This window comes from Streptomyces sp. NPDC091279 (genome assembly GCF_044757465.1).
Classification (GTDB): domain Bacteria; phylum Actinomycetota; class Actinomycetes; order Streptomycetales; family Streptomycetaceae; genus Streptomyces.
Map to the genome: position 1 here is coordinate 306,045 of NZ_JBIVVA010000006.1, position 24,658 is coordinate 330,702.

General features: G+C 70.7%; 24 protein-coding genes. 17 read left to right on the forward strand and 7 right to left on the reverse strand.

Annotated features, from left to right (window positions below; translation table 11 throughout):
- The first annotated feature begins 2 nt into the window (after window positions 1–2).
- The 4 genes from ACIQOU_RS17615 to ACIQOU_RS17630 are packed head-to-tail and all read left to right on the forward strand — an operon-like array spanning window position 3 to window position 3,869.
- Window positions 3–1,034: a MupA/Atu3671 family FMN-dependent luciferase-like monooxygenase gene (locus ACIQOU_RS17615; protein ID WP_401537616.1), complete on the forward strand. Its 1,032-nt coding sequence runs from the start codon at window positions 3–5 to the stop codon at window positions 1,032–1,034.
- Entirely contained in the window at window positions 1,031–2,371 is a 1,341-nt protein-coding gene (locus ACIQOU_RS17620; protein WP_401537617.1) for a condensation domain-containing protein, read from the forward strand. The genes ACIQOU_RS17615 and ACIQOU_RS17620 overlap by 4 nt, the downstream gene beginning before the upstream one ends.
- Window positions 2,368–3,342, forward strand: coding sequence for an acyl carrier protein (locus ACIQOU_RS17625; protein ID WP_401537618.1), 975 nt, complete (start codon window positions 2,368–2,370; stop codon window positions 3,340–3,342). The genes ACIQOU_RS17620 and ACIQOU_RS17625 overlap by 4 nt, the downstream gene beginning before the upstream one ends.
- A gap of 26 nt (window positions 3,343–3,368) precedes the next feature.
- Complete coding sequence (locus ACIQOU_RS17630; RefSeq protein WP_401537619.1) at window positions 3,369–3,869, forward strand: flavin reductase family protein; 501 nt, start codon at window positions 3,369–3,371, stop codon at window positions 3,867–3,869.
- A 73-nt stretch (window positions 3,870–3,942) separates the two neighbouring features.
- Here ACIQOU_RS17630 and ACIQOU_RS17635 read toward each other — a convergent pair whose 3' ends face one another.
- On the reverse strand, window positions 3,943–4,434 hold the full coding sequence (locus ACIQOU_RS17635) for a GNAT family N-acetyltransferase (protein ID WP_401537620.1): 492 nt from the start codon (window positions 4,432–4,434) through the stop codon (window positions 3,943–3,945).
- Between the two features lie 763 nt (window positions 4,435–5,197).
- Between ACIQOU_RS17635 and ACIQOU_RS17640 the strand changes: the two genes are divergently transcribed.
- The 3 genes from ACIQOU_RS17640 (at window position 5,198) to ACIQOU_RS17650 (ending at window position 6,613) form a co-directional block, all read left to right on the forward strand.
- Entirely contained in the window at window positions 5,198–5,359 is a 162-nt protein-coding gene (locus tag ACIQOU_RS17640; RefSeq protein WP_401537621.1) for a hypothetical protein, read from the forward strand.
- A gap of 47 nt (window positions 5,360–5,406) precedes the next feature.
- On the forward strand, window positions 5,407–5,670 hold the full coding sequence (locus ACIQOU_RS17645; protein WP_401537622.1) for a hypothetical protein: 264 nt from the start codon (window positions 5,407–5,409) through the stop codon (window positions 5,668–5,670).
- A 148-nt stretch (window positions 5,671–5,818) separates the two neighbouring features.
- Window positions 5,819–6,613, forward strand: coding sequence for an exodeoxyribonuclease III (locus ACIQOU_RS17650; protein ID WP_401537796.1), 795 nt, complete (start codon window positions 5,819–5,821; stop codon window positions 6,611–6,613).
- Between the two features lie 215 nt (window positions 6,614–6,828).
- On the opposite strand, the gene ACIQOU_RS17655 is transcribed toward ACIQOU_RS17650, so the two are convergent.
- Complete coding sequence (locus ACIQOU_RS17655; RefSeq protein ID WP_401537623.1) at window positions 6,829–7,485, reverse strand: MerR family transcriptional regulator; 657 nt, start codon at window positions 7,483–7,485, stop codon at window positions 6,829–6,831.
- A gap of 131 nt (window positions 7,486–7,616) precedes the next feature.
- Here ACIQOU_RS17655 and ACIQOU_RS17660 point away from each other — a divergent pair, with 131 nt between their 5' ends.
- The 3 genes from ACIQOU_RS17660 (at window position 7,617) to ACIQOU_RS17670 (ending at window position 10,400) form a co-directional block, all read left to right on the forward strand.
- A complete protein-coding gene (locus tag ACIQOU_RS17660; RefSeq protein WP_401537624.1) occupies window positions 7,617–9,203 on the forward strand; it encodes a flavin-containing monooxygenase in 1,587 nt (528 codons plus the stop codon).
- On the forward strand, window positions 9,200–10,105 hold the full coding sequence (locus ACIQOU_RS17665; protein ID WP_401537625.1) for an SDR family oxidoreductase: 906 nt from the start codon (window positions 9,200–9,202) through the stop codon (window positions 10,103–10,105). Before ACIQOU_RS17660 ends, ACIQOU_RS17665 begins: the two co-directional genes overlap by 4 nt.
- Window positions 10,106–10,193: 88 nt before the next feature.
- On the forward strand, window positions 10,194–10,400 hold the full coding sequence (locus ACIQOU_RS17670; RefSeq protein ID WP_401537626.1) for a hypothetical protein: 207 nt from the start codon (window positions 10,194–10,196) through the stop codon (window positions 10,398–10,400).
- Window positions 10,401–10,524: 124 nt separating this feature from the next.
- Here ACIQOU_RS17670 and ACIQOU_RS17675 read toward each other — a convergent pair whose 3' ends face one another.
- Window positions 10,525–13,785 carry a S41 family peptidase gene (locus ACIQOU_RS17675; protein ID WP_401537627.1) on the reverse strand — a complete coding sequence of 1,087 codons (3,261 nt, stop codon included), beginning with the start codon at window positions 13,783–13,785 and terminating at the stop codon, window positions 10,525–10,527.
- 289 nt (window positions 13,786–14,074) lie between these two features.
- Here ACIQOU_RS17675 and ACIQOU_RS17680 point away from each other — a divergent pair, with 289 nt between their 5' ends.
- The 5 genes from ACIQOU_RS17680 (at window position 14,075) to ACIQOU_RS17700 (ending at window position 20,001) form a co-directional block, all read left to right on the forward strand.
- On the forward strand, window positions 14,075–14,674 hold the full coding sequence (locus ACIQOU_RS17680; protein ID WP_401537628.1) for a TetR/AcrR family transcriptional regulator: 600 nt from the start codon (window positions 14,075–14,077) through the stop codon (window positions 14,672–14,674).
- A gap of 141 nt (window positions 14,675–14,815) precedes the next feature.
- On the forward strand, window positions 14,816–17,044 hold the full coding sequence (locus tag ACIQOU_RS17685; protein WP_401537630.1) for an MMPL family transporter: 2,229 nt from the start codon (window positions 14,816–14,818) through the stop codon (window positions 17,042–17,044).
- 150 nt (window positions 17,045–17,194) lie between these two features.
- Entirely contained in the window at window positions 17,195–17,590 is a 396-nt protein-coding gene (locus ACIQOU_RS17690) for a hypothetical protein (RefSeq protein ID WP_401537631.1), read from the forward strand.
- A 117-nt stretch (window positions 17,591–17,707) separates the two neighbouring features.
- On the forward strand, window positions 17,708–19,444 hold the full coding sequence (locus tag ACIQOU_RS17695; protein WP_401537632.1) for an AAA family ATPase: 1,737 nt from the start codon (window positions 17,708–17,710) through the stop codon (window positions 19,442–19,444).
- Window positions 19,445–19,497: 53 nt separating this feature from the next.
- Complete coding sequence (locus tag ACIQOU_RS17700) at window positions 19,498–20,001, forward strand: GNAT family N-acetyltransferase (protein ID WP_401537633.1); 504 nt, start codon at window positions 19,498–19,500, stop codon at window positions 19,999–20,001.
- A gap of 198 nt (window positions 20,002–20,199) precedes the next feature.
- On the opposite strand, the gene ACIQOU_RS17705 is transcribed toward ACIQOU_RS17700, so the two are convergent.
- Both ACIQOU_RS17705 and ACIQOU_RS17710 read right to left on the reverse strand, forming a co-directional pair.
- Window positions 20,200–21,213, reverse strand: a complete 1,014-nt coding sequence (locus ACIQOU_RS17705; RefSeq protein ID WP_401537634.1) for a zinc-dependent alcohol dehydrogenase — start codon at window positions 21,211–21,213, stop codon at window positions 20,200–20,202.
- A gap of 459 nt (window positions 21,214–21,672) precedes the next feature.
- Window positions 21,673–22,044 (reverse strand): peptidase inhibitor family I36 protein, encoded by a 372-nt coding sequence (locus ACIQOU_RS17710; RefSeq protein ID WP_401537635.1) that lies wholly within the window; start codon window positions 22,042–22,044, stop codon window positions 21,673–21,675.
- Between the two features lie 346 nt (window positions 22,045–22,390).
- On the opposite strand from ACIQOU_RS17710, the gene ACIQOU_RS17715 reads away from it, so the two are divergent.
- Window positions 22,391–22,891 carry a hypothetical protein gene (locus ACIQOU_RS17715; protein WP_401537636.1) on the forward strand — a complete coding sequence of 167 codons (501 nt, stop codon included), beginning with the start codon at window positions 22,391–22,393 and terminating at the stop codon, window positions 22,889–22,891.
- Between the two features lie 113 nt (window positions 22,892–23,004).
- Window positions 23,005–23,229: a hypothetical protein gene (locus tag ACIQOU_RS17720; protein ID WP_401537637.1), complete on the forward strand. Its 225-nt coding sequence runs from the start codon at window positions 23,005–23,007 to the stop codon at window positions 23,227–23,229.
- Between the two features lie 80 nt (window positions 23,230–23,309).
- Here the strand turns inward: ACIQOU_RS17720 and ACIQOU_RS17725 are convergent, their stop codons facing one another.
- Both ACIQOU_RS17725 and ACIQOU_RS17730 read right to left on the reverse strand, forming a co-directional pair.
- Window positions 23,310–23,855, reverse strand: a complete 546-nt coding sequence (locus ACIQOU_RS17725; RefSeq protein WP_401537638.1) for a hypothetical protein — start codon at window positions 23,853–23,855, stop codon at window positions 23,310–23,312.
- A gap of 167 nt (window positions 23,856–24,022) precedes the next feature.
- The gene (locus tag ACIQOU_RS17730) at window positions 24,023–24,490 is read right to left on the reverse strand and encodes an ATP-binding protein (RefSeq protein ID WP_401537639.1); all 468 of its coding nucleotides are present in this window, start codon (window positions 24,488–24,490) and stop codon (window positions 24,023–24,025) included.
- Window positions 24,491–24,658 lie beyond the last annotated feature (168 nt).

Genomic DNA, 24,658 nt, shown 5'->3' on the forward strand with positions numbered 1-24,658 from the left:
CCGTGGACTTCAGCCTGATCTTCTTCTCCGGCGACGAGAAGAAGAAGTACCGCTTCGTCTTCGACGCCGCCCGCTACGCCGACGACAACGGCTTCACCGCCATCTGGACGCCGGAACGGCACTTCCACCGCTTCGGCGGCCTCTACCCGAACCCGTCCGTGCTCGGCGCCGCCCTCGCCACCGCGACCCAACGGCTCCAGATCCGGGCCGGGAGCGTCATCCTGCCGTTGCACAGCCCGATCCGGGTCGCCGAGGAGTGGGCGGTCGTCGACAACCTGTCCCAGGGGCGCGTCGGCATCGCGCTGGCCACCGGGTTCAGCCCGGTCGACTTCTCCCTCAACCCGCCCGCCTGGCCCGACCGGCGCCAGCGGACCTTCGACGCGGTGACCACCATCCGCGAACTGTGGGAGGGCGAGCCGGTCACCGTCCAGGACGGGCTCGGCAACCACGTCGAGGTGGAGTTGCACCCGCAGCCGGTCCAGCCCGAACTGCCCGTCTGGCTCACCTGCGCCAAGAGCCCGGAGACCTTCGAGACGGCCGGGCGGCTCGGCTGCAACATCCTGACCGCCCTCATCGACATGACCAACGAGGAGCTGGAGGAGAAGCTCGACCTCTACTTCAAGACGCTGGAGGAGTACGGCCACGACCGGGACGACGTGACGGTCACCCTCATGCTGCACACCTTCATCGGCACCGACCTCGACGAGGTGCGCGAGACGGTCCGCCAGCCGTTCAGCGAGTATCTGCGGTCCTTCCTCACCGTCATCGACACCCAGAAGAAGAGCCTCGCGCCCGGCGCCGGGGTCCGCGACATGTCGGAGGGCGACGCCGACCAGCTGGTCCAGTTCGCCTTCGACAAGTACTTCGAGAAGGGCGCCCTGCTCGGCACCCCCGACTCCTGCATGGCCGTGGTGGAACGGTTCAAGGGCATGGGCGTCACCGAGATCGCCTGCCTCATCGACTTCGGGGTCGACGAGGACCTGGTCGTCGAGAGCCTCGGCCAGCTCAACGAACTGCGGAGGCGCTACGCATGACGTCACCGTCACCGTCCCCCGCCCTCACCGCCCGCCTCGCCGCCCTCTCCCCGCGTCAACGCGCCCTGCTCCAGGCCCGGTTGGCCGAGGCGAAACCGCAGGAGCGGCTCACCCCGGGCCAGCGCAGGCTGTGGGAGACCCACCACGCGATCGACGGCCGTCCAGCCGACGTCGTCTGCCAGGTGGTCGCCCTCACCGGCGCCGAGGTCGACCTCGACGAACTGGCCGCACGCCTGGCCGGATTCGTCCGGGACCACGAGGCGCTGCGCACCACGTTCACCGAGGCCGACGGCGAGATCCGCCCGGTCGTGCGTCCGGACCTGCCGCCCCGGGTGACCCGCGCGCACTGCGCGACCGCCGAGGAGGCGCACGCCGCCGCCCGCGACCTGGCCCACGAGCCGTTCGACCTGGCCAACGGCCCCCTGTTCCGGGTGGTGCTGGCCACCGGGGCGTCGGCGAAGGAGGCGTGGCTGCTCGTCGTCGTGCACAACCTCGTCTTCGACGCGTGGTCCTTCCAGCTGCTCCTGGAGGCGCTGGGCCGCGACGCCGGGGCGACGGCGCCGACCGTGACGCCGTTCAGCCGGTGGGCCCGGGGCCAGGAGACCTGGGTGGCCGGGGACGCGGGCCGGGCCGCCGCCGGGTACTGGGCGGCGGAGCTGGCCGACGCGCCCCCACCCCTGCCGACGGACCGGCCCCGCACCGGAACGACGACGCGGACCGGGGCCCGGGTGGAGTTCGCGCTCCCGGCCGAGGTCGGGGCGGGGATCGCCACGCTGGCCAAGGGCGCGGCGGCGTCCGCCTACGCGGGCTGGCTCGCCGTCGCCTGGGCGGCGCTCGCGGAGTTCGGCGGCCACCCGGATGTCCTGCTCGGCACGTTCACCGCCGGGCGCGACCGGCCGGGCGCCGAGAGCGCCGTCGGCTATCTGCTCAACGTGCTGCCGGTGCGGTTGCGGGAGGCGGGCGACGGTTCCTGGGCGGCCCGCGTCCGGGCGGCCCGCGACGCCTCCCGCGCCGGGCTGCGACACGCCGCCCACCCCGGGGAACTCATCGACGTTCCCCGCCGGGTGCCCGGCACGCACCCGCTCCTCGACGCCGTGTTCGTCTTCGACGCCCTGGAGGAGACCGCGCACACCCTCCAGGGCGCCGAGGTCTCCACGACCGACGTCGACAAGGGCGTCGCCCGCTACGACCTCACCCTCGCCGTCCACCCCGGTGCCGAGGGCGTGACGGGCTGGCTGGAGTACGACACCGACCTGTACGACGAGGTCACCGCCGAACGGCTGGCCGAACTGTTCACGGTGGCCGCGGGACAGGCCTCCCGGGAGGGCGGCCGGTGATCACTCCACGTCTGTGCGGGCCCGCCTACGAACTGGGCGAGTACGCCGAGCCGGTGGCTGACCTCCTGGAGGTGACCGCGGGACCGGGGGCCGCCGCCGACCTCATCTCCCCGTCGGCCGGGTTCGTCACCTACCACTGGTCCGAGGGCCCGGTCGTCGAGCTGATGACCGCGTCCACGCACCGCACCCTGGCCCGCTGCGGGGTGCCGGGCAGCGCGGTCGACGTCGTCCTGCTGGCCACCGACTCGCTCCCGGCGGGCCGGGTGGCGCACCGGGATGTCGCGGAGTTCCTCGCGGACACCGGGATGACCGGGGCGACGGTGATCACGGTCGGCCTGATGGACTGCGCCACCGCCATGGCCGCCCTGGGCACCGCCGCCTCCCTCGTCAGGGACGGCACCGCCCGGCACGTCCTGGTGGTGAGCGGCGACCTCGCCGACCTCTCCACCGGAGGTGAACGCGTCGTCGCGGGCGGCATGGCGATCGCCAGCGACGGCGCCGCCTCCGCGCTGGTCTCCGGCGAGGCGGCCGGGCTGCCGATGCTGGCCATGGCCCATCACGCCGCCCCGGAACAGGAGTCCGGCGCCGGCACCGCCCATCAACAGCTCACCTCCCGGGTCAACGCCTACCGCGAGGTCTTCGCCCGCCTCACCGCCCGGCACCCCTTCGCGCGGGCGAGCAGCCGGGTGCTGCCCAGCAACTTCGCCCGCCATGTGATGCGCCTGTACCTGGCGGAGGCCGGGTTCGGCGCCGACCGGATCGCGCTGGAGGGGGTGGGCCGCATCGCCCACTGCCAGGGCAGCGACCCGCTGATCACCCTCGCGGACCATCTGAACGACAAGAAGGAGGGCGCCCCGGACGAGCGGCCGGACCCGGACACCTACGTCCTGCTGGGCGCGGGCATCGCCCACCTGGGCGCGGTCCTCCTCGGAGCGCACCCCTTGCCGGAGACGAAGGAGGGATCACCCTGAGCACCCGGACGACCCCCGAGAGGTCGGTGACACCGGAGGAACTGCGCACGGTCGCCCGCCGACTGCCCACCGGCGTCACCGTGGTGACCAGCGGACGCGGCGACGACATGCACGGGATGACCGTGAACTCGTTCGCCACGCTGTCCCTCACACCCCCGCTGGTCAACTTCTCGCTCCGGCACGGGACCCGGATCACCGCCCTCATCGAGAGCACCGGCGGCTTCGTCGTCAACGTCCTCGGGGCCGACCAGCACGCCCTGGCCCGCCGCTTCGCCGACCCGGACCGCCCCACCGGAACGGAGTGCTTCACCGCCGTCGAGACCGCGGGCGCCCCCGCGTCGGGCGGCATGCGCCTGGCGGGCACCGTCGGCCACTTCACCTGCCGCACGGCCCACCTCGTCGAGGCAGGCGACCACACGATCATCGTGGGCGCGGTGGAGGAGTGCGCAACGACGGGAACGGCGGACCCGCTGCTCTTCGTGAACGGAGAATTCCGCCCGGTACCGGAGGGAAGCCGGGGAGGCTGAGGGGGCGGAGGGGGCCCGTCTCAAGCCAACCGGAACCGGAAAACGGGGACGGGTGGGACGGGTGGGACGGGCCTCAAGTCCCCTTTCTGACAAGGGACTTGGCGAAGCACCGGCTGGCCTCATGGTGCCGGTAATAGCCGAACTTCTCGCAGGGCTCGTAGCCGCTTGAGGTGTAGAGGGCGATGGCCTCCGGCTGCTTGACGCCGGTCTCCAGGACCATCCGGAGCCGTCCGGCCGCACGGGCGTCGTCCTCCAGGGCGGCCAGGATGCGCCGGGCGAGACCCCGGCCGCGCAGCCCGGCGGTGACGTACATCCGCTTCACCTCGGCGTCGCCGTCGAGGTTGCCCTCGCCGTTGCTGTCCTGGGACCGCCAGCCGCCGGTGGCGACGGGGACACCGGCCTCGTCGTAGGCGATGAGGTAGACGCCGTTCGGAGGCACGAAGTCGGCGGCAGCCAGCACCGTGGCATCACCCCCGTCGCCGTACCGGACGTGATACTCGGCCTGGACTTCCGCGTCCAGCTTGACAGCATCGGGATGATCGAACCCGACCGTACGTATGTGCATGCCGGTATTGTGCCTGGATGCTCATAGGCACATGAGGCCAGACGGGTCTCTGATCAGGCGCGGGGCCCGGATGGCGCGGCGGTTGGCATCGGTCCGCGTTGTCGAACGTGACGACGCCGGCCTGAGCCTTGGGCCCGTAATCCCGCTGAAGCATCAAGCCGGACGGCGCCGCTTTGTTCGGGGCGAGGCCGACCGGAAACGCGGGCTGGGTGTACGCCTTGGTGTCGTCGGCGGCGTACAGGACGAGGGCACCCTCAGCGGGGGGTTCAGCCGTACCCGGGTGAACTCGGTGAACTACCTTGCATGTAAGGCGAGTTGGCCGATTGGGTAATCGGAACGGACGGGTAGTTGGAAAATCACGTGTTTGGCAAGATTCACCCCGGGGGAGGGTTGTTGATAGCTCAATATCTGAGCAATACCCCCCTCACCGCAAGGACTTATTCCTGTGAAGCGCCGAACAGTCACCGCTCTGGCAGTAGTTGGGCTGACCGCGACCGTACTGATGTCGAACCCCGCGTTCGCTGTGGACACTCTTCAACCGCAGAGCGCAAGGCTCGCTGCCCTCGCGGGTGGCGCGGTCTGTACCGCGACGCCCCAGAATCCCCACCGGTCGTCAGGGTTGCCCGATGGTCGGATTCTGTTCAAGACTCGCGTTACCTGCCAGAGCACTTACCCGTCGGTCACCGTGCACTTGAATGGCAGGCTGGAGCGGGGGCCCCATGTGGGGCCGAGGCAGATAGTGGCAACTTCCAGTCAGAGCCAGGTGATCAAGAACGGGAAGGCTGCGACGTTTTACACGCCGCTCGAAAGCGGAACGCAGGTGCGCAAGGCGGGCTCCTACACGGGCGTCATCAGTGGCCAGATCACCTTGCCGCAGCCCGGGGACCTCGACGAGGGCCGTAGCCAGACGGTCACTATCAAGTAGCTCTCCGGGGTGGGGTGTCGTCGACGTCGAGGTTCTAGGATGACGTCATGCATATTCATCCGGTAGACCCCAGGGATATCAACTGGGAGCAGGATCACGCCGTTTATCGCGTGTATTTCTGGGACACGGCCCAAAATCACTCTCACGAGTATCAGGTCTCAGAGGCTGATATCGATGAAGTGCTGACCTGGACGCGACGTGAGGCGGAGTCGCGTGGATGGTCTTATACCGTCTATGTGAAGGTCGGTGACGATGGAGCGCTCGGTCTTGTGAGGCTCTGTGGTGTGATGGGCGATCCCTTTGCGGTTTGATGCGAAGGAATGCATTGCGGAATATTCGGGCTGTTGATGCAAACCCGGTCGTCGTCGCGATGGTCGCGTGGAAGACGGTTGACGTGTGCAGCTGCGGCGGGCCCCCGTAACCTGGGCCGCCGTAGGTAAGGAGAGTGTTTTGATCACTGTGACCTCGGTGAATGTGAACGGGCTGCGGGCCGCTGCGAAGAAGGGCTTTGTGGAGTGGCTTGGCGGGACCTCGGCGGATGTGGTCTGTCTTCAGGAGGTGCGGGCCGAGCCGCAGCAGTTGCCGGAGGCGGTCCGGGAGCCCGAGGGCTGGCATGTCGTGCATGCCCCCGCCGAGGCGAAGGGGCGAGCCGGCGTCTCCCTCTACACGCGCCGGGAGCCGGACCGGGTGCAGATCGGGTTCGGCTCGGAGGAGTTCGACCGGAGCGGTCGTTATGTGGAGGCGGACCTTCCCGGTGTGACGGTCGCCTCCCTCTACCTGCCCTCCGGGGAGGTGGGCACGGAACGGCAGGACGAGAAGCTGCGGTTCATGGGCGAGTTCCATGCCTATCTGAAGGGGCTGCGGGAGCGGGCCGCCGCCGAGGGGCGTGAGGTCGTCATCTGCGGTGACTGGAACATCGCCCATCAGCAGGCCGACCTCAAGAACTGGCGCGGCAACACCAAGAACTCCGGCTTTCTCCCGGAGGAACGGGCGTGGCTCGACGAGGTTCTCGCCGACGCCGCGTATGTGGACGTGGTCCGTGCTCTGAACCCTGGCGCGGAGGGGCCCTATACCTGGTGGTCCTATCGCGGGCGGGCCTTCGACAACGACGCGGGGTGGCGGATCGACTATCACATGGCCACGGCGGGCTTGGCCGCCCGGGCGGTGAAGGCGGAGGTGGAACGGGCCTCCTCCCACGCCGCCCGCTGGTCCGACCACGCCCCCGTAACGGTCACCTACGCCCCCGGCGCCTGAACCCCGACCAACGGCTCGCGCAGTTCCCCGCGCCCCTGAAAAACCCGGCGCTGCCGGAACCGTCGGCTGCCTCGCGCCCCGCGCTGGTGCGGGCGTTCGCGCAGTTCCCCGCGCCCCTTAATGGGTCGTCGGTCGGCTTGCGGCCCGTGGTGGCTTGTCGCGCAGTTCCCCGCGCCCCTGAAAAGACCGGCGCGAACGCCCACCAACCCGCCCCCCTACCCCCGTTCGCGGAGTTTTTTGTCCAGGGCCAAGGACAGTTCTGCTTCCAGGGTGGTTTGGGCTAGGGGGCGTAGGCGGGTCAGGGTCTGGGGTGAGGTGTGCCGGAGGATCAGGGTGGAGAAGAGTTCGGCCAGGGCCTCTGTGTGGCGGCGGGTCTCCAGCGCCGCCGCCAACACCTCGGCCAGCGGAATGCCCTCCCGCACCAGGGCGGAGGACACGTCCAGCAACCGTCGGCTCACGTGCACGATCTCCTCGCCGTCGGTGCCCAGGTACCCCAGCCTCATCGCGGCGGCGAGGTTCTCCGGGGTGACCTCCCCGTCGAAGCGGGCGGCGAGTTCCTCGGGCGTCAGCCGCACCGGCTCCTCCTCGCTGGGGGCGTCGACGCCGAGGAGGTCGGCAACCCCCCGCCCCTGATCGAGCGCGTCGGCCAGCTCGGCGATGCCGGTGAGGGTGTGCCCGCGTTCCAGCAGCGCGGAGATCGTGCGCAGCCGTGCCAGATGGTGATCGTCGTACCAGGCGATCCGCCCGTCCCGCCGAGGAGGCGGCAGCAACCTGCGCTCACGGTAGAACCGCACCGTACGCACGGTGATCCCGGCCAGCCCGGCCAACTCCTCGGCGCGGTACTCACGCCGTGCTCGGTCGTTTTCCGCCACGCGGGAACCCTACGTCGTACCGTCGTCGACATTCCCTCGCGTGGCCCCTAGCCCCGCGTAACCGCCTGCTCTACCCTCCGATGGTGCCAGTGAACACTGGCGGAGTCTGAGTCGCGACGTGGAGGCTTGGCATGGCCCAGCACGAACAGGGACGTCAGGACGGCGACAGCGACGGCGACAGCGACGGTCAGGGGCGTCGAGACGAACACGTACGCGTCGCCATCGTCGGCTCCGGCTTCGGCGGCCTCGGCGCGGCCGTCCGCCTGCGCCGCGAGGGCGTCACCGACTTCGTCGTCCTGGAGCGCGCGGGCAGCGTCGGCGGAACCTGGCGCGACAACAGTTACCCGGGGTGCGCCTGTGACGTTCCGTCGCACCTGTACTCGTTCTCCTTCGCGCCGAACGCGGAGTGGCCCCGCACGTTCTCCGGCCAGGAACACATCCGCGCCTACCTGGAACACGTCACCGACACCTTCCGGCTGCGCCCGCACATCCGCCTCAACACCGAGGTGACGAAGATGAGTTGGGACCCGGCCGAGCTGCGGTGGGAGATCGAGACCAGCGGCGGCTCCCTCACCGCCGACCTCGTCGTCTCCGCCGCCGGACCGCTCTCCGACCCCAAGGTCCCGGACATCCCGGGGCTTGAGACGTTCCCCGGCAAGGTCTTCCACACGGCGCGCTGGGACCACGACTACGACCTGCGGGGCAAGCGGGTCGCGATGGTCGGCACCGGCGCCTCCGCGATCCAGATCGTCCCGGAGATCCAGCCCGAGGTCGCACGGCTCACCCTCTTCCAGCGCACCCCGCCCTGGGTGCTGCCCCGCGTCGACCGGGCGATCAGCGACGCGGAACGCACCCTGCACCGCACGCTCCCGGTCACGGCCACCGTGCGGCGCGGACTCCTCTGGGGCATCAGGGAGTTGCAGGTGCAGGCGTTCACCAAGCACCCCAACGAGCTGGGGATGGTGGAGAAGTTGGCGCTGCGCAACATGGCCAAGTCCATCAACGACCCGGCAGAACAGGCCAAGTTGACGCCCGCCTACCGCATCGGCTGCAAGCGCATCCTGCTCTCCAGCACCTACTATCCCGCGCTCGCCCGGCCCAACGTCGACGTCGTCGCCAGCGGCCTCGCCGAGGTGCGCGGGTCGACCGTCGTGGCCGCCGACGGCACCGAGGCCGAGGTCGACGCGATCGTCTTCGGCACCGGGTTCCACGTCACCGACATGCCCATCGCGGGCCGGGTGATCGGCGCCGACGGCAGAAGCCTCGCCGAGGCGTGGAGCGAGGGCGCGGCGGCGCTGCGCGGGACGTCGGCGGCCGGGTTCCCCAACTGGATGTCCGTGATCGGGCCCAACACCGCGCTCGGCAACTCCTCGATGATCCTGATGATCGAGTCGCAGCTGAACTACCTCGCCGACTACGTCCGCCAACTCGACGTCCTGGGCGGCCGGGTGGCCCTCGACGCCCGCCCGCACGCGGTGCGTTCCTGGAACCGCCGGGTGCAGGAACGGATGCGGCGCACGGTGTGGAACACCGGCGGCTGCACCAGCTGGTACCTCGACGCGCAGGGCCGCAACACCACCGTCTGGCCGGGCACCACGGGCGAGTTCCGGCGGGCGACCCGCCGGGTGGACCTCGCCGAGTACGAGGTGCTGCGGCCCGCTCCGGCGCGGGTGACCGCCCCGGCCGCCCCCGCCGACGCCGGTGAGGTGACCGCGTGAGCCGGGCGGCCCGTCTCGACGGGCAGGTCGCCGTGGTGACCGGCGCCGCCCGTGGGGTGGGGGAGGTGCTCGCCCGCAAACTGTCGGCGCGGGGCGCGAGGGTGGCGTTGGTCGGTCTGGAGGCGGACGCCCTGAAGCGGGTCGGCGCCCGGCTGCACGGCGATCACGGCCACTGGTACGCCGACGTCACCGACCACGAGGCGATGACGCGGGTGGCGGCCGAGGTCGGGGAGCGGTTCGGGCGGGTCGACATCGTCGTCGCCAACGCGGGGGTGGCCAACGCCGGTCCCTTCGTCGACTCCGACCCCGAGGACTGGCGGCGGGTGATCGAGGTCAACCTCGTCGGCTCGGCGGTGACCGGCCGCGCGTTCCTGCCCCAACTGATCGACAGCCGGGGCTACTTGCTCCAGATCGCGTCCCTCGCCGCGCTCACCCCGGCCCCGATGATGACGGCGTACTGCGCGTCCAAGTCGGGCGTCGAGGCGTACGCGCACTGTCTGCGCGCGGAGGTCGCCCACCTCGGTGTGCGGGTCGGCGTCGGGTATCTGTCCTGGACCGACACCGACATGGTGCGCGGCGCCGACCGGGACGACGTGATGCGGGAGATGCGGCAGCGGCTGCCGTGGCCGTCGAACAAGACGTATCCGCTGGGCCCGTCGGTGGACCGCCTCGTGACCGGCATCGAACGGCGGTCCAGTCACGTCTACGGACAGGGGTGGCTGCGCGGGATGCAGGGGGTGCGCGGCGCGCTGCCGGGGATCGTCACGGCCGCCGTCCAGCGCGAGATGCGCAGGTTCGCCGACCGCCTGCCCGGCGTCCGCTCCGGCCTGGTCGGCGCGGGCGGCGCGGCCGACGACCGGGCGAGAGCGGCGCGGACGGAGGCTGTCACGCAGGGTGAGTGATCGAGATGCGGGGGGTGAGTGGCCGTGTGAATCTGGTCGAGGCCCCACGGAGGGCCACAACCCCCCATCATCACGGGAGTGAACCCACATGGGTATCAAGGACCAGTTCCAGGACAAGGCCAACCAGCTCAAGGACCAGGCCAAGGACAAGATGGGCCAGGGCAAGGACCAGGGCCAGGGCCGGGACCAGATGAAGGACCGCGCGCAGCGCGAGGCGGAGCGCGGCCGGCAGGCCAAGGAGCGCGGGCAGCAGCGCATGGACGACCTGCGCGGCCGCCCGGACGACCGGACCTGACCTCGTCCTGAGTCGAAGGGGCGCCCCTGACGAGGGGCGCCCCTTTCTCATGCCCTCCCTTTCTCATGCCCCCCTTTCTCATGCCCTCGCGCACCTCAACGGCCGTTGCCCGCAAGCCCGTTGGTCAGTCTGTGCTTCTCGGGGTCCTCGGGGTCCTCGGGGGCAGCTCGGGGCGGGAGTTGTCCGGGGTGTGGGAGTAGTCCGGGGGTGTGGCCGGGGGCGAGAGTTCGAGGAGGTGGAGGGCGAGGCGTACGGCGTCGTCGAGTTGGGCGTAGCGGCCCTCCGCCCAGTCCAGCGGGGTGCGCAGGGCGTCGAGGTCGGGTTCGACGCCGTGGTTCTCGATGCCCCACCCGTAGGTGTCGAACCAGGCCGCGTTCATCGGAACGGTGATCACCGTTCCGTCGCCGAGCTTGTGCCGTCCGGTCATGCCGACGACCCCGCCCCAGGTGCGCGACCCCACGACCGGGCCCAGCTTGAGGAGTTTGAAGGCGGCCGCGATCATGTCGCCGTCGGAGGAGGTGGCCTCGTCGGCGAGGGCGACGACCGGGCCCCGGGGTGCGTTGGAGGCGTACGACACGGGCTGGGCGTTGCGGGTGAGGTCCCAGCCGACGATGGTCCGGGTCAGTTTCTCGACGACGAGTTCGCTGATGTGGCCGCCCGCGTTGCCGCGCACGTCGACGATGAGCGCGGGGCGTGACACCTCCATCCTGAGATCCCGGTTGAACTGCGCCCAGCCGGAGCCGCCCATGTCCGGGATGTGCAGATAGCCGCACTGGCCGCCGCTCAGGTCCCGTACCACGGACCGGCGTTTGGCCACCCAGTCCTGGTAGCGCAGCGGCCGTTCGTCGATGAGCGGGACGACCGCGACCCGGCGGGGCGGCCCGAACTCCCCTTCCGCCGGGGTGAACGTCAGCTCCACGGTGGTGCCGCCCGCCCCGGCGAGCAGCGGGTAGGGGCCGGTGACCGGGTCGACCGGGCGCCCGTCGACATGGGTGAGCACGGCGCCCTCCCGGATGCCGGTACCGGCCAGCGGGGAACGCGCCTTGGAGTCGGAGGAGTCGCCGGGCAGAATCCGCGCGATGGCCCAACCCTCCTCGCGGCGCACGAAGTTGGCGCCCAGCAGACCCTGGCGGCGCTGGTAGTGCGGCGGGCCCTCGTTGCGGCGGGCCGGGGTGACGTAGGCGTGCGAGGTGCCGAGTTCGCCGAGCACCTCGCGCAGCAGGTCGGCGAACTCGTCGGGGGACGCGACGCGTTCGAGCAGCGGGCGGTACTGGTCGAGGACCGCGTCCCAGTCGATGCCGCACATCCCCGGGTCCCAGAAGTAGGCGCGGACGATCCGGCCGGCCTCGTCGTAGGACTGGCGCCACTCGGCGGGCGGGTCGACCCGGTGCAGGATGCGGCGCAGGTCGATCCAGACGGTGGTGTCGCTGTCGCCGGGTTCGGTGGCGGGAACGGCGCGGGGCTCGTCGTCGTCGGACACGACGAGGCGGCTGCCGTCGCCGCTGACCGCGAACCAGTCGAGGTGATCGACCAGCGCGGACCTGCGGGCCTTGGCGATGCTGAAGTGCTCCAGGGTCGGGCGCCCGCTGGTGTCGGCGGGGTTGGCGAACGTCTCGCCGAGCGCGCCGGAGATCGGCCAGCGCAGCCAGACCAGGCCGCCGCCCGCGACCGGGTGCAGCGCCGAGTACTTGGAGGCGGTGACCGGGAACGGCGTGACCCGGTTCTCCAGGCCCTCCACCTCGACGGTGACCATGCCGTCGGCGCCGTCGTCGTCGAGGACCAGGCCCCCGGCGGGCGGGCGGCCCTCGGCGCTGTGCGCGAACGGCGAGGGGGTGGCCGACGACAGCGGGACCAGGTAGGGGCGGCAGCCGAGCGGGAAGGAGAGGTCGCCGGTGTGGACGTCGTAGACGGGGTCGAAGCCGCGCCAGGACAGGAAGGCGAGGTAGCGGCCGTCCCGCGTGAAGACCGGATTCTCGTCCTCGAAACGGCCGTTGGTGACGTCGACGATGAGCCGGTCGCGCATGCCGAGCGAGATGCGGGCCATCTTGATCTGGCGCAGCGAGCGGCCGATGCCGGGGTGCGACCAGGTCAGCCAGCAGCCGTCCGGCGAGAACGCGAGGTCGCGGACGGGGCCGTTGACCGAGCGGACGACCTCGGTGACCTCGCCGTCGCCCTCCTCGGTGACGTCGAGGAGCAGGAGCCGTCCGTCGTGGGCGGCGATGGCGAGGCGTTCGCCCTCCGGGTCGGCGACCATCTCCAGGACCCGGCCCAGCGCGCCGGAGGCCAGCCGTCTCGGGGGCCGGTCGCCCGAGGCGCGCGGGAGGTGGGCGATCTCGACGGCGTCCTCGCCGTCCGCGTCGGTGACATAGGCGACCTGGCCGACGGAGCCGAGCATCTCGGGGAGCCGGACCCGGACCCCGGGGGTGTCGCTGAGGGTGCGGGCGGGGCCGTCGCGGTGGGTGAGCCAGTAGAGGCTGCCGCGTACGACGACGGCGCTGGCCCGCCCGGTCTCGTCGACGGAGAGCCCGTCCACGTGCTGGGCGGCCGGTACCTGGTGGGTCCGGCGGCCGGGGCTGGGGCCGCCGAGGCGGATGTCGAGGCGGCGGGGTGCGGAGCCGGCGGCGAGATCGTCGACCAGCCACAGGTCACCGGCGCACTGGTAGACCACCCGGGTGCCGTCGCTCGCGGCGTGCCGGGCGTAGAAGGCGTCGTGGTCGGTGTGGCGGCGCAGACCGGAGCCGTCGTGGGCGCAGGAGTAGAGGTTGCCGATGCCCTCGTGGTCGGAGAGGAAGGCGATCCGGTCGCCGACGAACATCGGGGAGTGCAGGTGGCCCGCGAGGTCGGGCAGGAGACGTTCGCCGTGCAGCCAGAGGCGGCCCATGGCGCCGCCCCGGTAGCGCTTCCAGGCGGCCGGTTCGTGCGGCGGGGTGCCGGTGAGGAGCAGGGTGCGGCGTTCGCCGTCGAGGTCGGCGACCTGGATGTCGGCGACGGGGCCCCAGGGGAGCCGGCCGCCGGGATCGCCGTCGAGGGAGACCTTGTGGGCCCAGGTGAAGTAGGAGAAGGGTTCGCCGTGCGAGGCGACGGCGAGGATGCAGCCCTCGGGGGTCCAGCCGCGTACCTGGGTGTCGGGGGAGCCCCAGTGGGTGAGCTGGCGCCCTGGTCCGCCGTCGACGGGGACGACGTTGATCTCCGGCACCAGGGTGCGCCAGCTCGCGTAGGCGATGTGGCGGCCGTCGGGGGAGAAGCGGGGGTGGCCGGTCTTCGTGCGGTCGACGGTGAGGCGCCAGGCGCGGCCCGGACCGTCGAGGGGGGCCAGCCAGAGGTCGTCCTCGGCCACGAAGCACAGCAGGTCACCGGTGAGGTGGGGAAGGCGCAGATAGCTCACCTCCCCATGCTTTTCCCGCGCGCCGGGCCCAGCAACTTATGCGGCCCTGTCATCTCTTCTCGCCCCCTGTCCGTATCCCCTCCGTTATCGACCTCTTTATGTTCCGCTGACGGAAGTGACTCACCCCACACGTACGAAACGGTTTCGTTTCTTTCGAGTCTGCGCTACATTCGTCGCGTACGGCACTGCCGGTCACCCACCGGCAGGACACTGGAAGTACCCCGCCGTGGCACCCCCCACGGAACCCCGGCGGGCACCCCCACAGCAGGAAAGAGAAGGGTGAGTCACCATGACTGAGGTCGCAACGGCGCGTCGCAGTCGGATCACGCCCGAGCGCGAGGCCGAGCTGTACGAGGCCGTGCTCCACCTGCTGAGGGAGGTCGGCTACGACGCCCTCACCATGGACGCCGTCGCCACCCGCACCCGGTCCAGCAAGGCCACCCTCTACCGCCAGTGGGGCGGCAAGGCCGAGCTGGTCGTCAAGGCGGTCCGGCACAACAAACCCGGCCGCACCGGCGACGTCGACACCGGTTCGCTCCAGGGCGACCTGCACGCCCTCACGATGCGCTCCGACGACTGCGAGATGGAGCAGAACTCCGCGCTGATGCGGGGTCTGTCCATGGCGATCCACGGCAACCCGGATCTGCTCAGGGCGTTCCGCGAGCACATGATCGAACCCGAGATGAACGAGTTCCAGCGGGTCATCGACCGGGCCGTGGCCCGGGGCGAGGTCCGGGCGGACAACCCGGCGCTCGGCTACCTCCTGCACATGATGATCGGCGGGTTCGCGGCGCGGACGCTGATCGACGAGCAGCCGCCGACGCGGGCGTTCCTCCTGTCGTACATCGACGCCGTGGTCCTCCCCGCCCTGGGCGCACCCACCACCTGACCCACCCCTCTCCTCCGGCCCTTCCCCGAACCCTCCCCACCTGACGTCACCGCTCAGTCGTCGGGACGATCACCCCTGCCTCCCCGCCGGGTCGATCACCCCTGCCCAGCTCCACCAACGACCTGACGGAGTAACGTCCACGTGGCCACGTTCCTGTACAAACTCGGCCGGTTCGCCTTCCGGCGGCGGCATGTCGTCGCCCTCCTCTGGGTCGCGCTGCTGACGCTCGCGGGCGTCGGCGCCGCCACCGCCCCACCGGCGGGCTCCACCTCTTTCTCCATCCCCGGCACCGAGGCGCAGAAGGCGTTCGACCTGCTGGACCAGCGCTTCCCCGGAGCCGCCGCCAACGGCGCCACCGCCCGCGTCGTCTTCAAGGCGCCGGACGGCGAGAAGATCTCCGACGCCGCGCACAAGAAGACCGTCGAGAAGACGGTGAGCACGCTGGCCGACGGCTCCGAGGTCACCGCGGTCGCCGACCCCTTCACCTCCGGAACCGTCAGCAAGGACGGCACCATCGCCTACGCGTCGGTCCGCTACGACGTCTCCGGCATGGAACTGAAGGACGCCTCCCGCACCGCCCTCGAAACGGCGGCCGAGCACGCGCGGGCCTCCGGACTCACCGTCGAGCTGGGCGGTGACGCCCTCCAGGCACCGGCCGAGGCCGGCGGCGCCACCGAGATCATCGGCATCTCCCTCGCGGCCGTCGTCCTCGTCATCACCTTCGGCTCCCTGCTCGCCGCCGGTCTGCCGCTGCTGACGGCCGTCATCGGCGTCGGCATCGGCGTCGCGTCGATCACCGCGCTGGCCCACGCCCTCGACCTCGGCTCGACGACATCGACGCTGGCCCTGATGATCGGCCTCGCGGTCGGCATCGACTACGCCCTGTTCATCGTCTCCCGCTACCGCGCCGAACTCGCCGAGGGCCGGGGCCGCGAGGAGGCCGCAGGACGGGCCGTCGGAACGGCGGGTTCCGCCGTCGTCTTCGCCGGACTCACCGTCGTCATCGCGCTCGCCGGACTCTCCGTCGTCAACATCCCGATGCTCACCAAGATGGGCATAGCCGCCGCCGGAACGGTCGTCGTCGCCGTCCTCATCGCCCTCACCCTGGTCCCGGCGCTGCTGGGCTATGCGGGCCGCAGGATCACCCCGACCGGCCACAAGAGCAAGCTGCTCGGCGGTGGTCGCGCCCGGTCCGCCAGCCAGGCCGAGAAGCCCAACATGGGCACCCGTTGGGCCACCTTCGTCCTGCGCCGCCCGGTCGCCGTGCTGGTCCTGGGCGTGCTCGGCCTCGGCGCCATGGCGCTCCCGGCGACCTCCCTCGAACTGGGCATGCCGGACGACGGTTCCCAGTCCACCTCCACCACCCAGCGCCGCGCCTACGACCTGCTCTCCGAGGGCTTCGGCCCCGGCTTCAACGGCCCCCTGGTCGTCGTCGTCGACGCCAAGGGCGCGGACTCGCCGCAGGCCGCCTTCACCGAGGTCGGCGACAGGATCAAGGGCCTGAAGGACGTCGTCACCGTCACCCCGGCCCAGCCCAACAAGGCCGGTGACACCGCGACGATCACCGTCATCCCGGGTTCCAAGCCGTCCTCGATCACCACGCAGGACCTGGTGCACACCATCCGGGCCAAGGGCGCGGACATCACCGCCGAGACCGACGCGAAGGTCCTGGTCACCGGCACCACCGCGGTCAACATCGACATGTCGCAGAAGCTGAACGACGCGATGGTCCCCTACCTGATCCTCGTCGTCGGCCTCGCCTTCCTGCTGCTCGCCGTCGTCTTCCGCTCGATCCTGGTGCCGCTGAAGGCCGCCCTCGGCTTCCTGCTCTCGGTGCTCGCGGCGCTCGGCGCGGTCGTCGCGGTCTTCCAGTGGGGCTGGCTCGCCGGACTGCTGGGCGTGGACCAGACGGGCCCGGTCATGTCGATGATGCCGATCTTCATGATCGGCGTGGTCTTCGGCCTCGCGATGGACTACGAGGTGTTCCTCGTGACCCGGATGCGGGAGGCGTTCGTGCACGGTGAGGAGCCGAGGCAGGCCGTGGTCACCGGGTTCCGGCACGGCGCCCGGGTGGTCACCGCCGCCGCGATCATCATGATGGCCGTCTTCGCGGGCTTCATCGGCGCCAGCGAGGCCATGATCAAGATGATCGGCTTCGGCCTCGCGATCGCCGTGTTCTTCGACGCGTTCATCGTGCGCATGACGATCGTGCCGGCCGTCCTCGCGCTGCTGGGCAAGAGCGCCTGGTGGCTGCCGACGTGGCTGGACCGCGTCCTGCCCAACGTCGACGTCGAGGGCGAGGGCCTCAAGAACCTCGACGCGAACGGCGACGACGAGCGGGGCGCGGAGAAGGAACTGGCGCGCGCGTAACCGCCGTTGCCGGGGAGCGGTCTTCCGGCCGGGGTGAGGTGTAGCGGGCTACACCCCCGGTCCGGGAGGCCGCTCCCTCGTTGCGGGGGCCGCCGGACGGGAGGCTGGACGCAGGCCGAAACGCGGCCCACCCTCCCGAAAGGCCCTGCCGTGAACGCTCCTCTCGCCGCCGTCCGGAAGTTCCTCGCCGACCTGATCCTGTGGACGGGATTCATCGCGGGCCTCGCGGCGAGTTCCGGCGCCGGAACGCTCCTCGACGGCACCCAGAAGACCATCGCGACCGGCGTCGGCGCGGTCGTCGCCCTCCTCGCGGGCTCCCGCATCGCGAAGAAGCCGAGGATCAAGGCCTTCCTGTCCCGCCCGGGCACCCTCTGGTTCCTCTTCCTCTTCAACGGCGCCACGGCGGCGGCCCTGTACGTCACGATGGACGGCATCAAGGGCATCGTCGCCGCCGCGATGATGGGCCTGGTGTCGCTCGGCGCGGCAGGCGGCCTGGTCACCGGCCGCCGGCACAGGGCGCCGGGGTCCACGGGCGAGGTGGGCTAGGGGGCGTTGCGCCGTGCCGGTGGGGGGTGGGCTGGTGTTGGGTCGGTTGGGGGTCGGGGTGGGAGAATTCGTCGGTCGCGGGGGCCGGGGTGGCGTGCCGCAGGGGGAGGGGAACGCATGCCGGGAGCGTCTGCGCCGCGGTACTCCGCGAGGAAGTGCGCACGGGAGTGGACGGAGGCGGTCGGGTTCTTCCGGCAGGGCCGGACCGACCTGGCCGCGCAGGGTTTCGAACGGGCCGTCGGGCATGACCCGTCGGCCGCCGATGCCTGGCTGGGGCTGCACGCCTCCGGCTATCGGCAGGCCGAGGCCGTCGACGCGATGGCGCTGCACCGGGCCTCCTTCGGCGCGTTGCGCACCAAGCACGGAACGCCGTTGAAGTCCCGGTTCGACCTGGGCGCCTACGTCGTGTTCCGGCTGGAGACCGGGCGGGATCTCTGGCTCGCCGTGATGGCGAAACTCCTGCGCGAAGGGCGCCTCGACGAGGCCTGGTTGTCGCTGGCGGAGGCGCGCCTCGACTGCGACGAGACGCGGTTCATCTGCACGAGATACGCCTTCCTCAAGAAGGACTGGCCCCTGGTCCTGCGCTTCTCGCAGAACATCAGCGACGGCTTCCTCCGTGACGAGTCCCAGCTCTATGTCGCCTCGGCACTCGTGGCGCAGCGCGTGTTCCACGAGGCGCTCAACGCCCTCGCCCCGCTCCCGCAGAAACTGGGCAGGGAGGGCCATTTCGAGGGCGAGGTCGCCTACCTGCGCGGCCTCGCGCACGAAGGGCTGGGCAACGAGGAGGAGGCGCTGCGGCACTTCCAGTACGCCTTCCGCTGCTCGCCCGACCTGGCCGACGTCGCCACCCGCGCGCGGGCCGTCACCGTCCCGGCCGCCGCCACCCCCGCCCCGCAGGCCCCGGCCGCGCAGGCCCCGGCCGCGCCGGTGGGCACGGACGGCGGGGCGGACGGCGGGGCGGGCGTGCCCACCGCCGAGACCCGTGAGGCGTGGCTGAGCGAGGCGATGGAGCTGCTGGACGGCATGGTGGGCCAGGAGCCCGTCAAGCGCCAACTCCGCACACTGGTCGCACAGTTGCGTATGACGTCGGTGCGGAGACAGCAGGGGCTGCCCACCGCGTCGGCGCCGCAGCACTTCGTGTTCGTCGGCCCGCCGGGCACCGGCAAGACCACCGTGGCCCGCGCGCTCGGCAAGGCCTTCGCCGGAGTCGGAATCCTCGAAAAGGGCCACGTCGTCGAGGCACAACGGGTCGATCTCGTCGGCACGCATCTCGGCCACACGGCCGTCAGGACCAGCACGGTGATCGACTCCGCGCTGGACGGCGTCCTGTTCATCGACGAGGCCTACGCACTGTCGAACTCCGGCTACTCCGGCGGCGACGCCTTCGGCGACGAAGCGCTGCAAGTGCTGCTGAAACGCGCCGAGGACGACCGGGACCGGCTCGTCGTGATCCTCGCCGGTTACCCGGACGAGATGACCACGCTCCTCGCCAGCAACCCGGGCCTCGCGTCCCGGTTCACCACCCGCGTGGAGTTCCCCTCCTACTCGGCCGACGAACTCGTGCGGATCGCCCGCGGTTTCCTCGCCGCGCAGGGCGATGTCCTCGACGACGACGCGGACGCCGCGCTGCGGGCCCACTGCACGCACGCCGTGGAGTCCGGCGCGGTCGACCAGTTGGGCAACGGCCGCTTCGTCCGCGAGCTGTGCCGGAAGGCGGCCGGGCTGCGGGACCTGCGCCTCTACGAACGCTACGGAGGCGCCGACCTCCCCACCCGAGCGGAGATCACCACCGTGCACGCCCCCGACCTCACCACGGCCTACCAGGAACTCCACACGGCCACGACCACACCCTGAGCCCCTTGCCAGGCGCTACCCCAAGTCGCCCGGTGGAGAGGAGAGTTCGGCGCATGGAGATGACGCGGTACGTGCATGCGGACGCGGTGGGGGTGCGGGGTTTGGTGTTGGACGTTCATGACGAGGCGTATGCCGGTGATCCGGACCCGTTCCACTCGCGGGAGCGGTTTGCCTACTTTGTGGATCTCTGGTCGGGGCGGGAGGACTGGAGTTGTGTGCTGGGGTGGGAGGACGGGGACGCGGTCGGTTACGCGTATGGGTCTCTGTTCAAGCCGGGGGGCTGGTGGAAGGGGCATCGGCGGCCCGGTGAACTCAGGGGCGCTGTCTTCGCGTTGTCCGAATTCATGGTGGTTCCCCGGTGGCGTGGTACCGGGCGGGCTCGGTTGATCCATGACGAGTTGGTCGCGTCGGTCTCGGCCGATCTGGTCACGCTGCTGGTGGAGACCGGGCGGCCCGGGGTGCGGGCGTTGTACGAGCTTTGGGGCTATCGCGCGGTGGGCGAGGCGAAGCCCTCCGAGGACTCGCCTGTGTATGCCGTCATGGTTCGAGGGCTGTAGGCCGGCCGCGTGTGCGGCTGTTCACGGCAGAGGACTGCGGGCAGTTGGGGATGGTGGGCTCTTTCGTGATGGGGCGGCGGAGTGCCCGGCGGGGGTGTTGCCGTCGACGCGGAAGGGCCTGACCGGCTCCGCCTTCCCGGCCGGACAGGCCCGCGTCGCCGCCCGACCGGCCGTCAGCGCCGACGACTTCTTCGCCTGCTAGAACTCGAAGACCAGGCGGGCTTCCGCGGTGCCCGCGAGGATCTCGTCGAAGGAGTCGTTGACCTGGTCGAGGCGGCGGGGTTCGGCGATGACCTGGGTGCGGCCGGCCGCGTGGAGGGCGAAGACCTCGGCGAGGTCCTGGCGGGTGCCGACGATGGAGCCGATGACCGAGATGCCGCTCAACACCGTTTCGAAGATGGGGACTTCGACGCTCGCGCCGCCGCCGGGAAGGGCGACCATGACGAGCCGTCCGCCCCGGTTGAGGCAACGGTAGGCCTGCTCGAAGGCGCTGGGGGCGGCGGCCAGGACGATCGCGACATCGGCGCCCCCGGCCTGCTTGATCTCCGAAACCGGGTCGTGGGTACGGGCGTTGACGGTCTGGTCGGCGCCGAGGCGTTCGGCGAGGGCGAGTTTCTCCGGTTCCAGGTCGACGGCGGTGACGGTGGCGCCGACCAGGCGGGCGTACTGGAGCGCGAGGTGGCCGAGGCCGCCGACGCCGAAGACGGCGACCCGCTCGGCGGGCACGATGCGGGCGACCTTGACGGCCTTGTACGTGGTGACGCCCGCGCAGGTGAGCGGCGCCGCGTCGAACGACGTGACAGCCCCCGGCACCCGGACGACCGCACCGGCGTTCGCGACGACGTACTCGGCGAAGCAACCGTCCACGGAGTAGCCGGAGTTGACCTGCGTCTCGCACAGGGTCTCCCAGCCGGAGACGCAGTGGCGGCAGGTGCCGCAGGACGAACCGAGCCACGGCACCGCGACCCGTCGGCCGAGGAACTCGCGCGGCACGCCGTCCCCGATCGCCGCGACCGGGCCGATGCCCTCATGGCCGGGCACGAAGGGCGGGCTCGGCTTGACAGGCCAGTCGCCGTGGGCCGCGTGGATGTCGGTGTGACAGAGCCCGGAGGCCTCCACGCGCACGAGTAACTGGCCGGGCCCCGGGGTCGGGACGGGGCGTTCCTGTATCTCCAACGGTTTGCCGAACTCGGTGACGACTGCTGCCTTCATGAGCTGCTCCCTGTCCGTTGCGGGTGTCCGGTCGCGGGTGCCCGTGGTGCGCGGGGCGATGTCCGGGACGGGGCGCGGCGGGTGGGCGTGCCGGTGCGCCGTCGGGGACGGAGTGCTGCGGGGGAACGGTGCTGCCGTGCGCGGCGTCGACGAGTCGACCGCCGTTTCCCAGAAGGGACTTGCTGCCCGGCAGGCGCACGGGGCCGCTGCCGTCGCAGGTGTTCCGCGACCGGACGGACATCATCAGCCGGGCCGGGGCGGCGCGACAAGGCCGCGATTTGCTCATTCGGGGAGGCGGTAAACAGACACGTGGGAGCGGGAGTCGGCGGTGAACGGGGTGCCGGGGGTGGGAGGCTGCTTCGTGCAGGGCCGAGGGACCCCGGCGATGACCGCGCCGGGGTCCTTCATTTCACTTCACTTCGCTGCCGATCACATCACTGCCGACCGCAGGGGGGAGCCTCAGCGGTCCCAGTGGCACTGGCCCTCTCGGGCGGAGCGGGCGGGGAAGCCGAAGTCGTGGACTTCCTCGCCCCGGTTCACCTCGCGCATCTGGCCGCGATTGTTGAAGCCCGGCAGCTCGTAGAAACACCAGGTGTCGAAGCTCTGGTTCAGCGCGCTGCGCACGGGCGGCTGGAGGAAATCCTTGCGCTCGAAGAGAATCCGCATTTCTCCGTCGAAGCTCGGTTCCGTCCAGGTGCAGACCGCGGCGACGCGCGGGCAGAGCGGGTAGGGCGCGGCGGCCTGGGCGGTGGCGGTCGGCAGGGCGGCCAGCCCCGCACCGGCCATGACCAGGGCGGACGCCAGGCCCACCTTCTTCATGAAGCGCTTCATTTTCTTCCCTTCCGTTTCCCGGCGGCCTTCTGATTCGGGACGCCATGGGGGATTTTCGGCAGAGAATCGGCTTCATAAACGGGCACGGAGAAAGAGGGATGATGCGACGATAAGAAAGGAAGAGGAGATTCCGGGAATTCCCCTAGGGGTTGAATTCGGGGTTTTCTCGGGGGTGGGAACAGTAGCTTGCGGTGGTGTCGGTGGGGACGATGGACATGCGGGGAGGGGAGTGTCGGTTCGGGCGTCTGTGCGGGGGTTGTTGGGGTGGGTGGTGCGGTAGGTATGCGAGTGATCACGGGCCGTGGCCAGTTGGTGGTGGGGGTCCGGGCTGAGAAAGGGAAGCGCGTTGAGCGAGATCGACTTCGATGGTGAGACCGACACGGTGTGGGACAGCTATCTGCTGGACCGGCTGCTTGATCCCGACGGGGACAACGACGGCAACTCCGCCGAGCCCAGCGCCGCCGCCCTCTACGTCACCGACGAGGACGGTTCGCGGGGGCTGGCCGGGGCGCTCGGTATCCGGGACGCGGAGACCTATGAGGACGCCACCGAGTTCTTCGAGGCGGACGCGGAGCGGTTGTTCGCGTTGGTGGGGGGTGAGGGGGATGTCGCGGTGGTCGGGGATGTCGAGTACCGGGTGGAGAGCCGGGGGGAGTTGGAGGTCGGTGACGGTGGTCCGGTGCCGGTGGTGCATGTGCGGGACGACGCCTCCGGCATCGTTCTGGCGGGGCTCGGTGACCTGTTGGTCGCCGGTTACTACGAGGACGAGCGGAAGAACACGCGGGCGGCGACCGAGCAGGCCGTGGCCGCCTGTGTCCGGGCGCTGCGTGCGGACCTCTCGCTGTAGCGGGCGGCCCGGCGCGACGGGCTGGACGTGACGGGCTGGACGTGACGGGCTCGCGCGTCGACGAGGGGCGTCGTTCAGCCGTCCCGGGACAACGGAACATCTAGGAGGCAGACATGGCAGGACCCGGAGCGAAGCGGGCGTCGGGCACGGGGAAGGCCTCGGGCAAGCCGATGGCTTCCGCAGGCGGGCGCGGGAAGAAACTCACCGCGTTCAACAAGTTCATGCAGACGGAGCTGGCGCGGCTCAAGGAGGAGATGCCTGAGCTGGCGCACCAGGAGCGTTTCAAGCTCGCCACGTCGAACTGGAAGTCGGCCAAGGAGAAGCCCATGGCGGGCTAGGGGGAAGGGAGTTGGTGCCGTGTCGACGGGCCCCGGGTGCGGGGTGGGGGTGCGCCCGGGGCCTGTTGGTGGGGGGTCGGTCAGTTGTCGAAGGTGCAGGGGAGGACGAAGTCGTTGTCGGTGCGCTTCACGTCGATCGCCCGGTCCGCGCCGTGGTAGGCGCCCACCTGGTGGTAGGTGAACTCAAGGGTGCGGACACCGCACTTGAGCATCCCGACGGAGCCGAAGCCCAGCCTGCCGCTGCGTGACGTCTGTTCCCAGTTGCCCCTGACGTTGACCGTCGGACCGCCCTGGACAAAGTTGGCGCTCATCTTGGCGGTGCCGGAGACGATGGCGGGGTAGCCGGGGGTGCTGTTGTACCAGGCGCCGGCCCACCAATAGGTGTTCCTGGCGACCTCGAAGTACATGGCGGAACGGCCTTGTTTGTCGCCGACCTGGACGCAGGTCCGCAGGTCCGTGAAGGTGTAGCGGCCCTTGCCGTAGATCCCCTCCCAACTGGTGCAGAACGTTCCGATTTGCGCGTACGGACCGGCGGCGGCCGACGCGGACCCGGGGGCGGCGAGGACGGACGCGGCCAGGGTGAGGAGCGCGGCGATGGCGCGGGCCACGTGTCTGATCTTGTTCATCAGCAACCTTTCTGACGTCGTGTGCGGCAGTTCCTGTGTGCCGCGGCGACGCTAGAAACGAGCGTGGTCGTGCCTGGTCATGGGCCGGTGGGCGGTTTCATCCGTTGGTGATCGGTGCGGCGTGGCCCGGGGTCCGGAGGTGGGCGCCGGGCCGTTGCCGTGTGGGGTCACAGGTCGATTTCGGCCCAGACGGTTTTGCGGGGCGGGGGCCCTTCGGTCACGCCCCAGCGGTTGGAGAGAGCCTCGACGAGGAGCAGGCCGCGCCCCGATGTCGCGGTGGGGAGCGGGTGTTGGGGGTGCGGGAGTCGGGCGCCCTGGGTGTCGGTGACCTCGATGCGGAGGGCGTCGTCGATCACGTACAGGGTCAGCCGGAAGTCCCGCCCCTGCACGCGGCCGTGCGTCGCGGCGTTCGCCGCCAACTCGCCGACGACGTGGGCGGCGTTCTCGAACGGCAGCTCCCAGGAACGGAGTTGGGCCGAGGTCAGCAGGCGGGCGAGTCGGGCACCTCGCGGCGTGGGGGAGAGCAGCACGGTGTACGTGCGGGACGCGAGTTCCGCGAGGGGCGGGATGGGCGTGGGGGTCGGGGGAGTTGGGGTCGGAGTTGGGGGGATCAGGGTGTTTCCAGGGGCACGCATCTCGGGATTCACGTGTTCAGAGTGGCGGAATCTGCTTCTTTGGATCAGTGGCGGCGGGTGTGGGGGCCGCTACTGTCCGCAGTTTTGTACCGCTTGTACCGGCTGTCCGCGTCGTTAGGAGGGGTACAAGTGCCGCTTGGAGGTGGGTCTACGTGAGCAAAGAAGCGA

Excerpts from the sequence above, each read along its gene's own strand:
- ACIQOU_RS17620 (WP_401537617.1), top strand. The coding sequence starts at position 1,031 with ATGACGTCACCGTCACCGTCCCCCGCCCTCACCGCCCGCCTCGCCGCC.
- ACIQOU_RS17635 (WP_401537620.1), bottom strand. The coding sequence starts at position 4,434 with ATGCACATACGTACGGTCGGGTTCGATCATCCCGATGCTGTCAAGCTG.
- ACIQOU_RS17645 (WP_401537622.1), top strand. The coding sequence starts at position 5,407 with ATGCATATTCATCCGGTAGACCCCAGGGATATCAACTGGGAGCAGGAT.
- ACIQOU_RS17660 (WP_401537624.1), top strand. The coding sequence starts at position 7,617 with ATGGCCCAGCACGAACAGGGACGTCAGGACGGCGACAGCGACGGCGAC.
- ACIQOU_RS17670 (WP_401537626.1), top strand. The coding sequence starts at position 10,194 with ATGGGTATCAAGGACCAGTTCCAGGACAAGGCCAACCAGCTCAAGGAC.
- ACIQOU_RS17680 (WP_401537628.1), top strand. The coding sequence starts at position 14,075 with ATGACTGAGGTCGCAACGGCGCGTCGCAGTCGGATCACGCCCGAGCGC.
- ACIQOU_RS17695 (WP_401537632.1), top strand. The coding sequence starts at position 17,708 with ATGCCGGGAGCGTCTGCGCCGCGGTACTCCGCGAGGAAGTGCGCACGG.
- ACIQOU_RS17700 (WP_401537633.1), top strand. The coding sequence starts at position 19,498 with ATGGAGATGACGCGGTACGTGCATGCGGACGCGGTGGGGGTGCGGGGT.
- ACIQOU_RS17705 (WP_401537634.1), bottom strand. The coding sequence starts at position 21,213 with ATGAAGGCAGCAGTCGTCACCGAGTTCGGCAAACCGTTGGAGATACAG.
- ACIQOU_RS17710 (WP_401537635.1), bottom strand. The coding sequence starts at position 22,044 with ATGAAGCGCTTCATGAAGAAGGTGGGCCTGGCGTCCGCCCTGGTCATG.
- ACIQOU_RS17720 (WP_401537637.1), top strand. The coding sequence starts at position 23,005 with ATGGCAGGACCCGGAGCGAAGCGGGCGTCGGGCACGGGGAAGGCCTCG.
- ACIQOU_RS17725 (WP_401537638.1), bottom strand. The coding sequence starts at position 23,855 with ATGAACAAGATCAGACACGTGGCCCGCGCCATCGCCGCGCTCCTCACC.
- ACIQOU_RS17730 (WP_401537639.1), bottom strand. The coding sequence starts at position 24,490 with ATGCGTGCCCCTGGAAACACCCTGATCCCCCCAACTCCGACCCCAACT.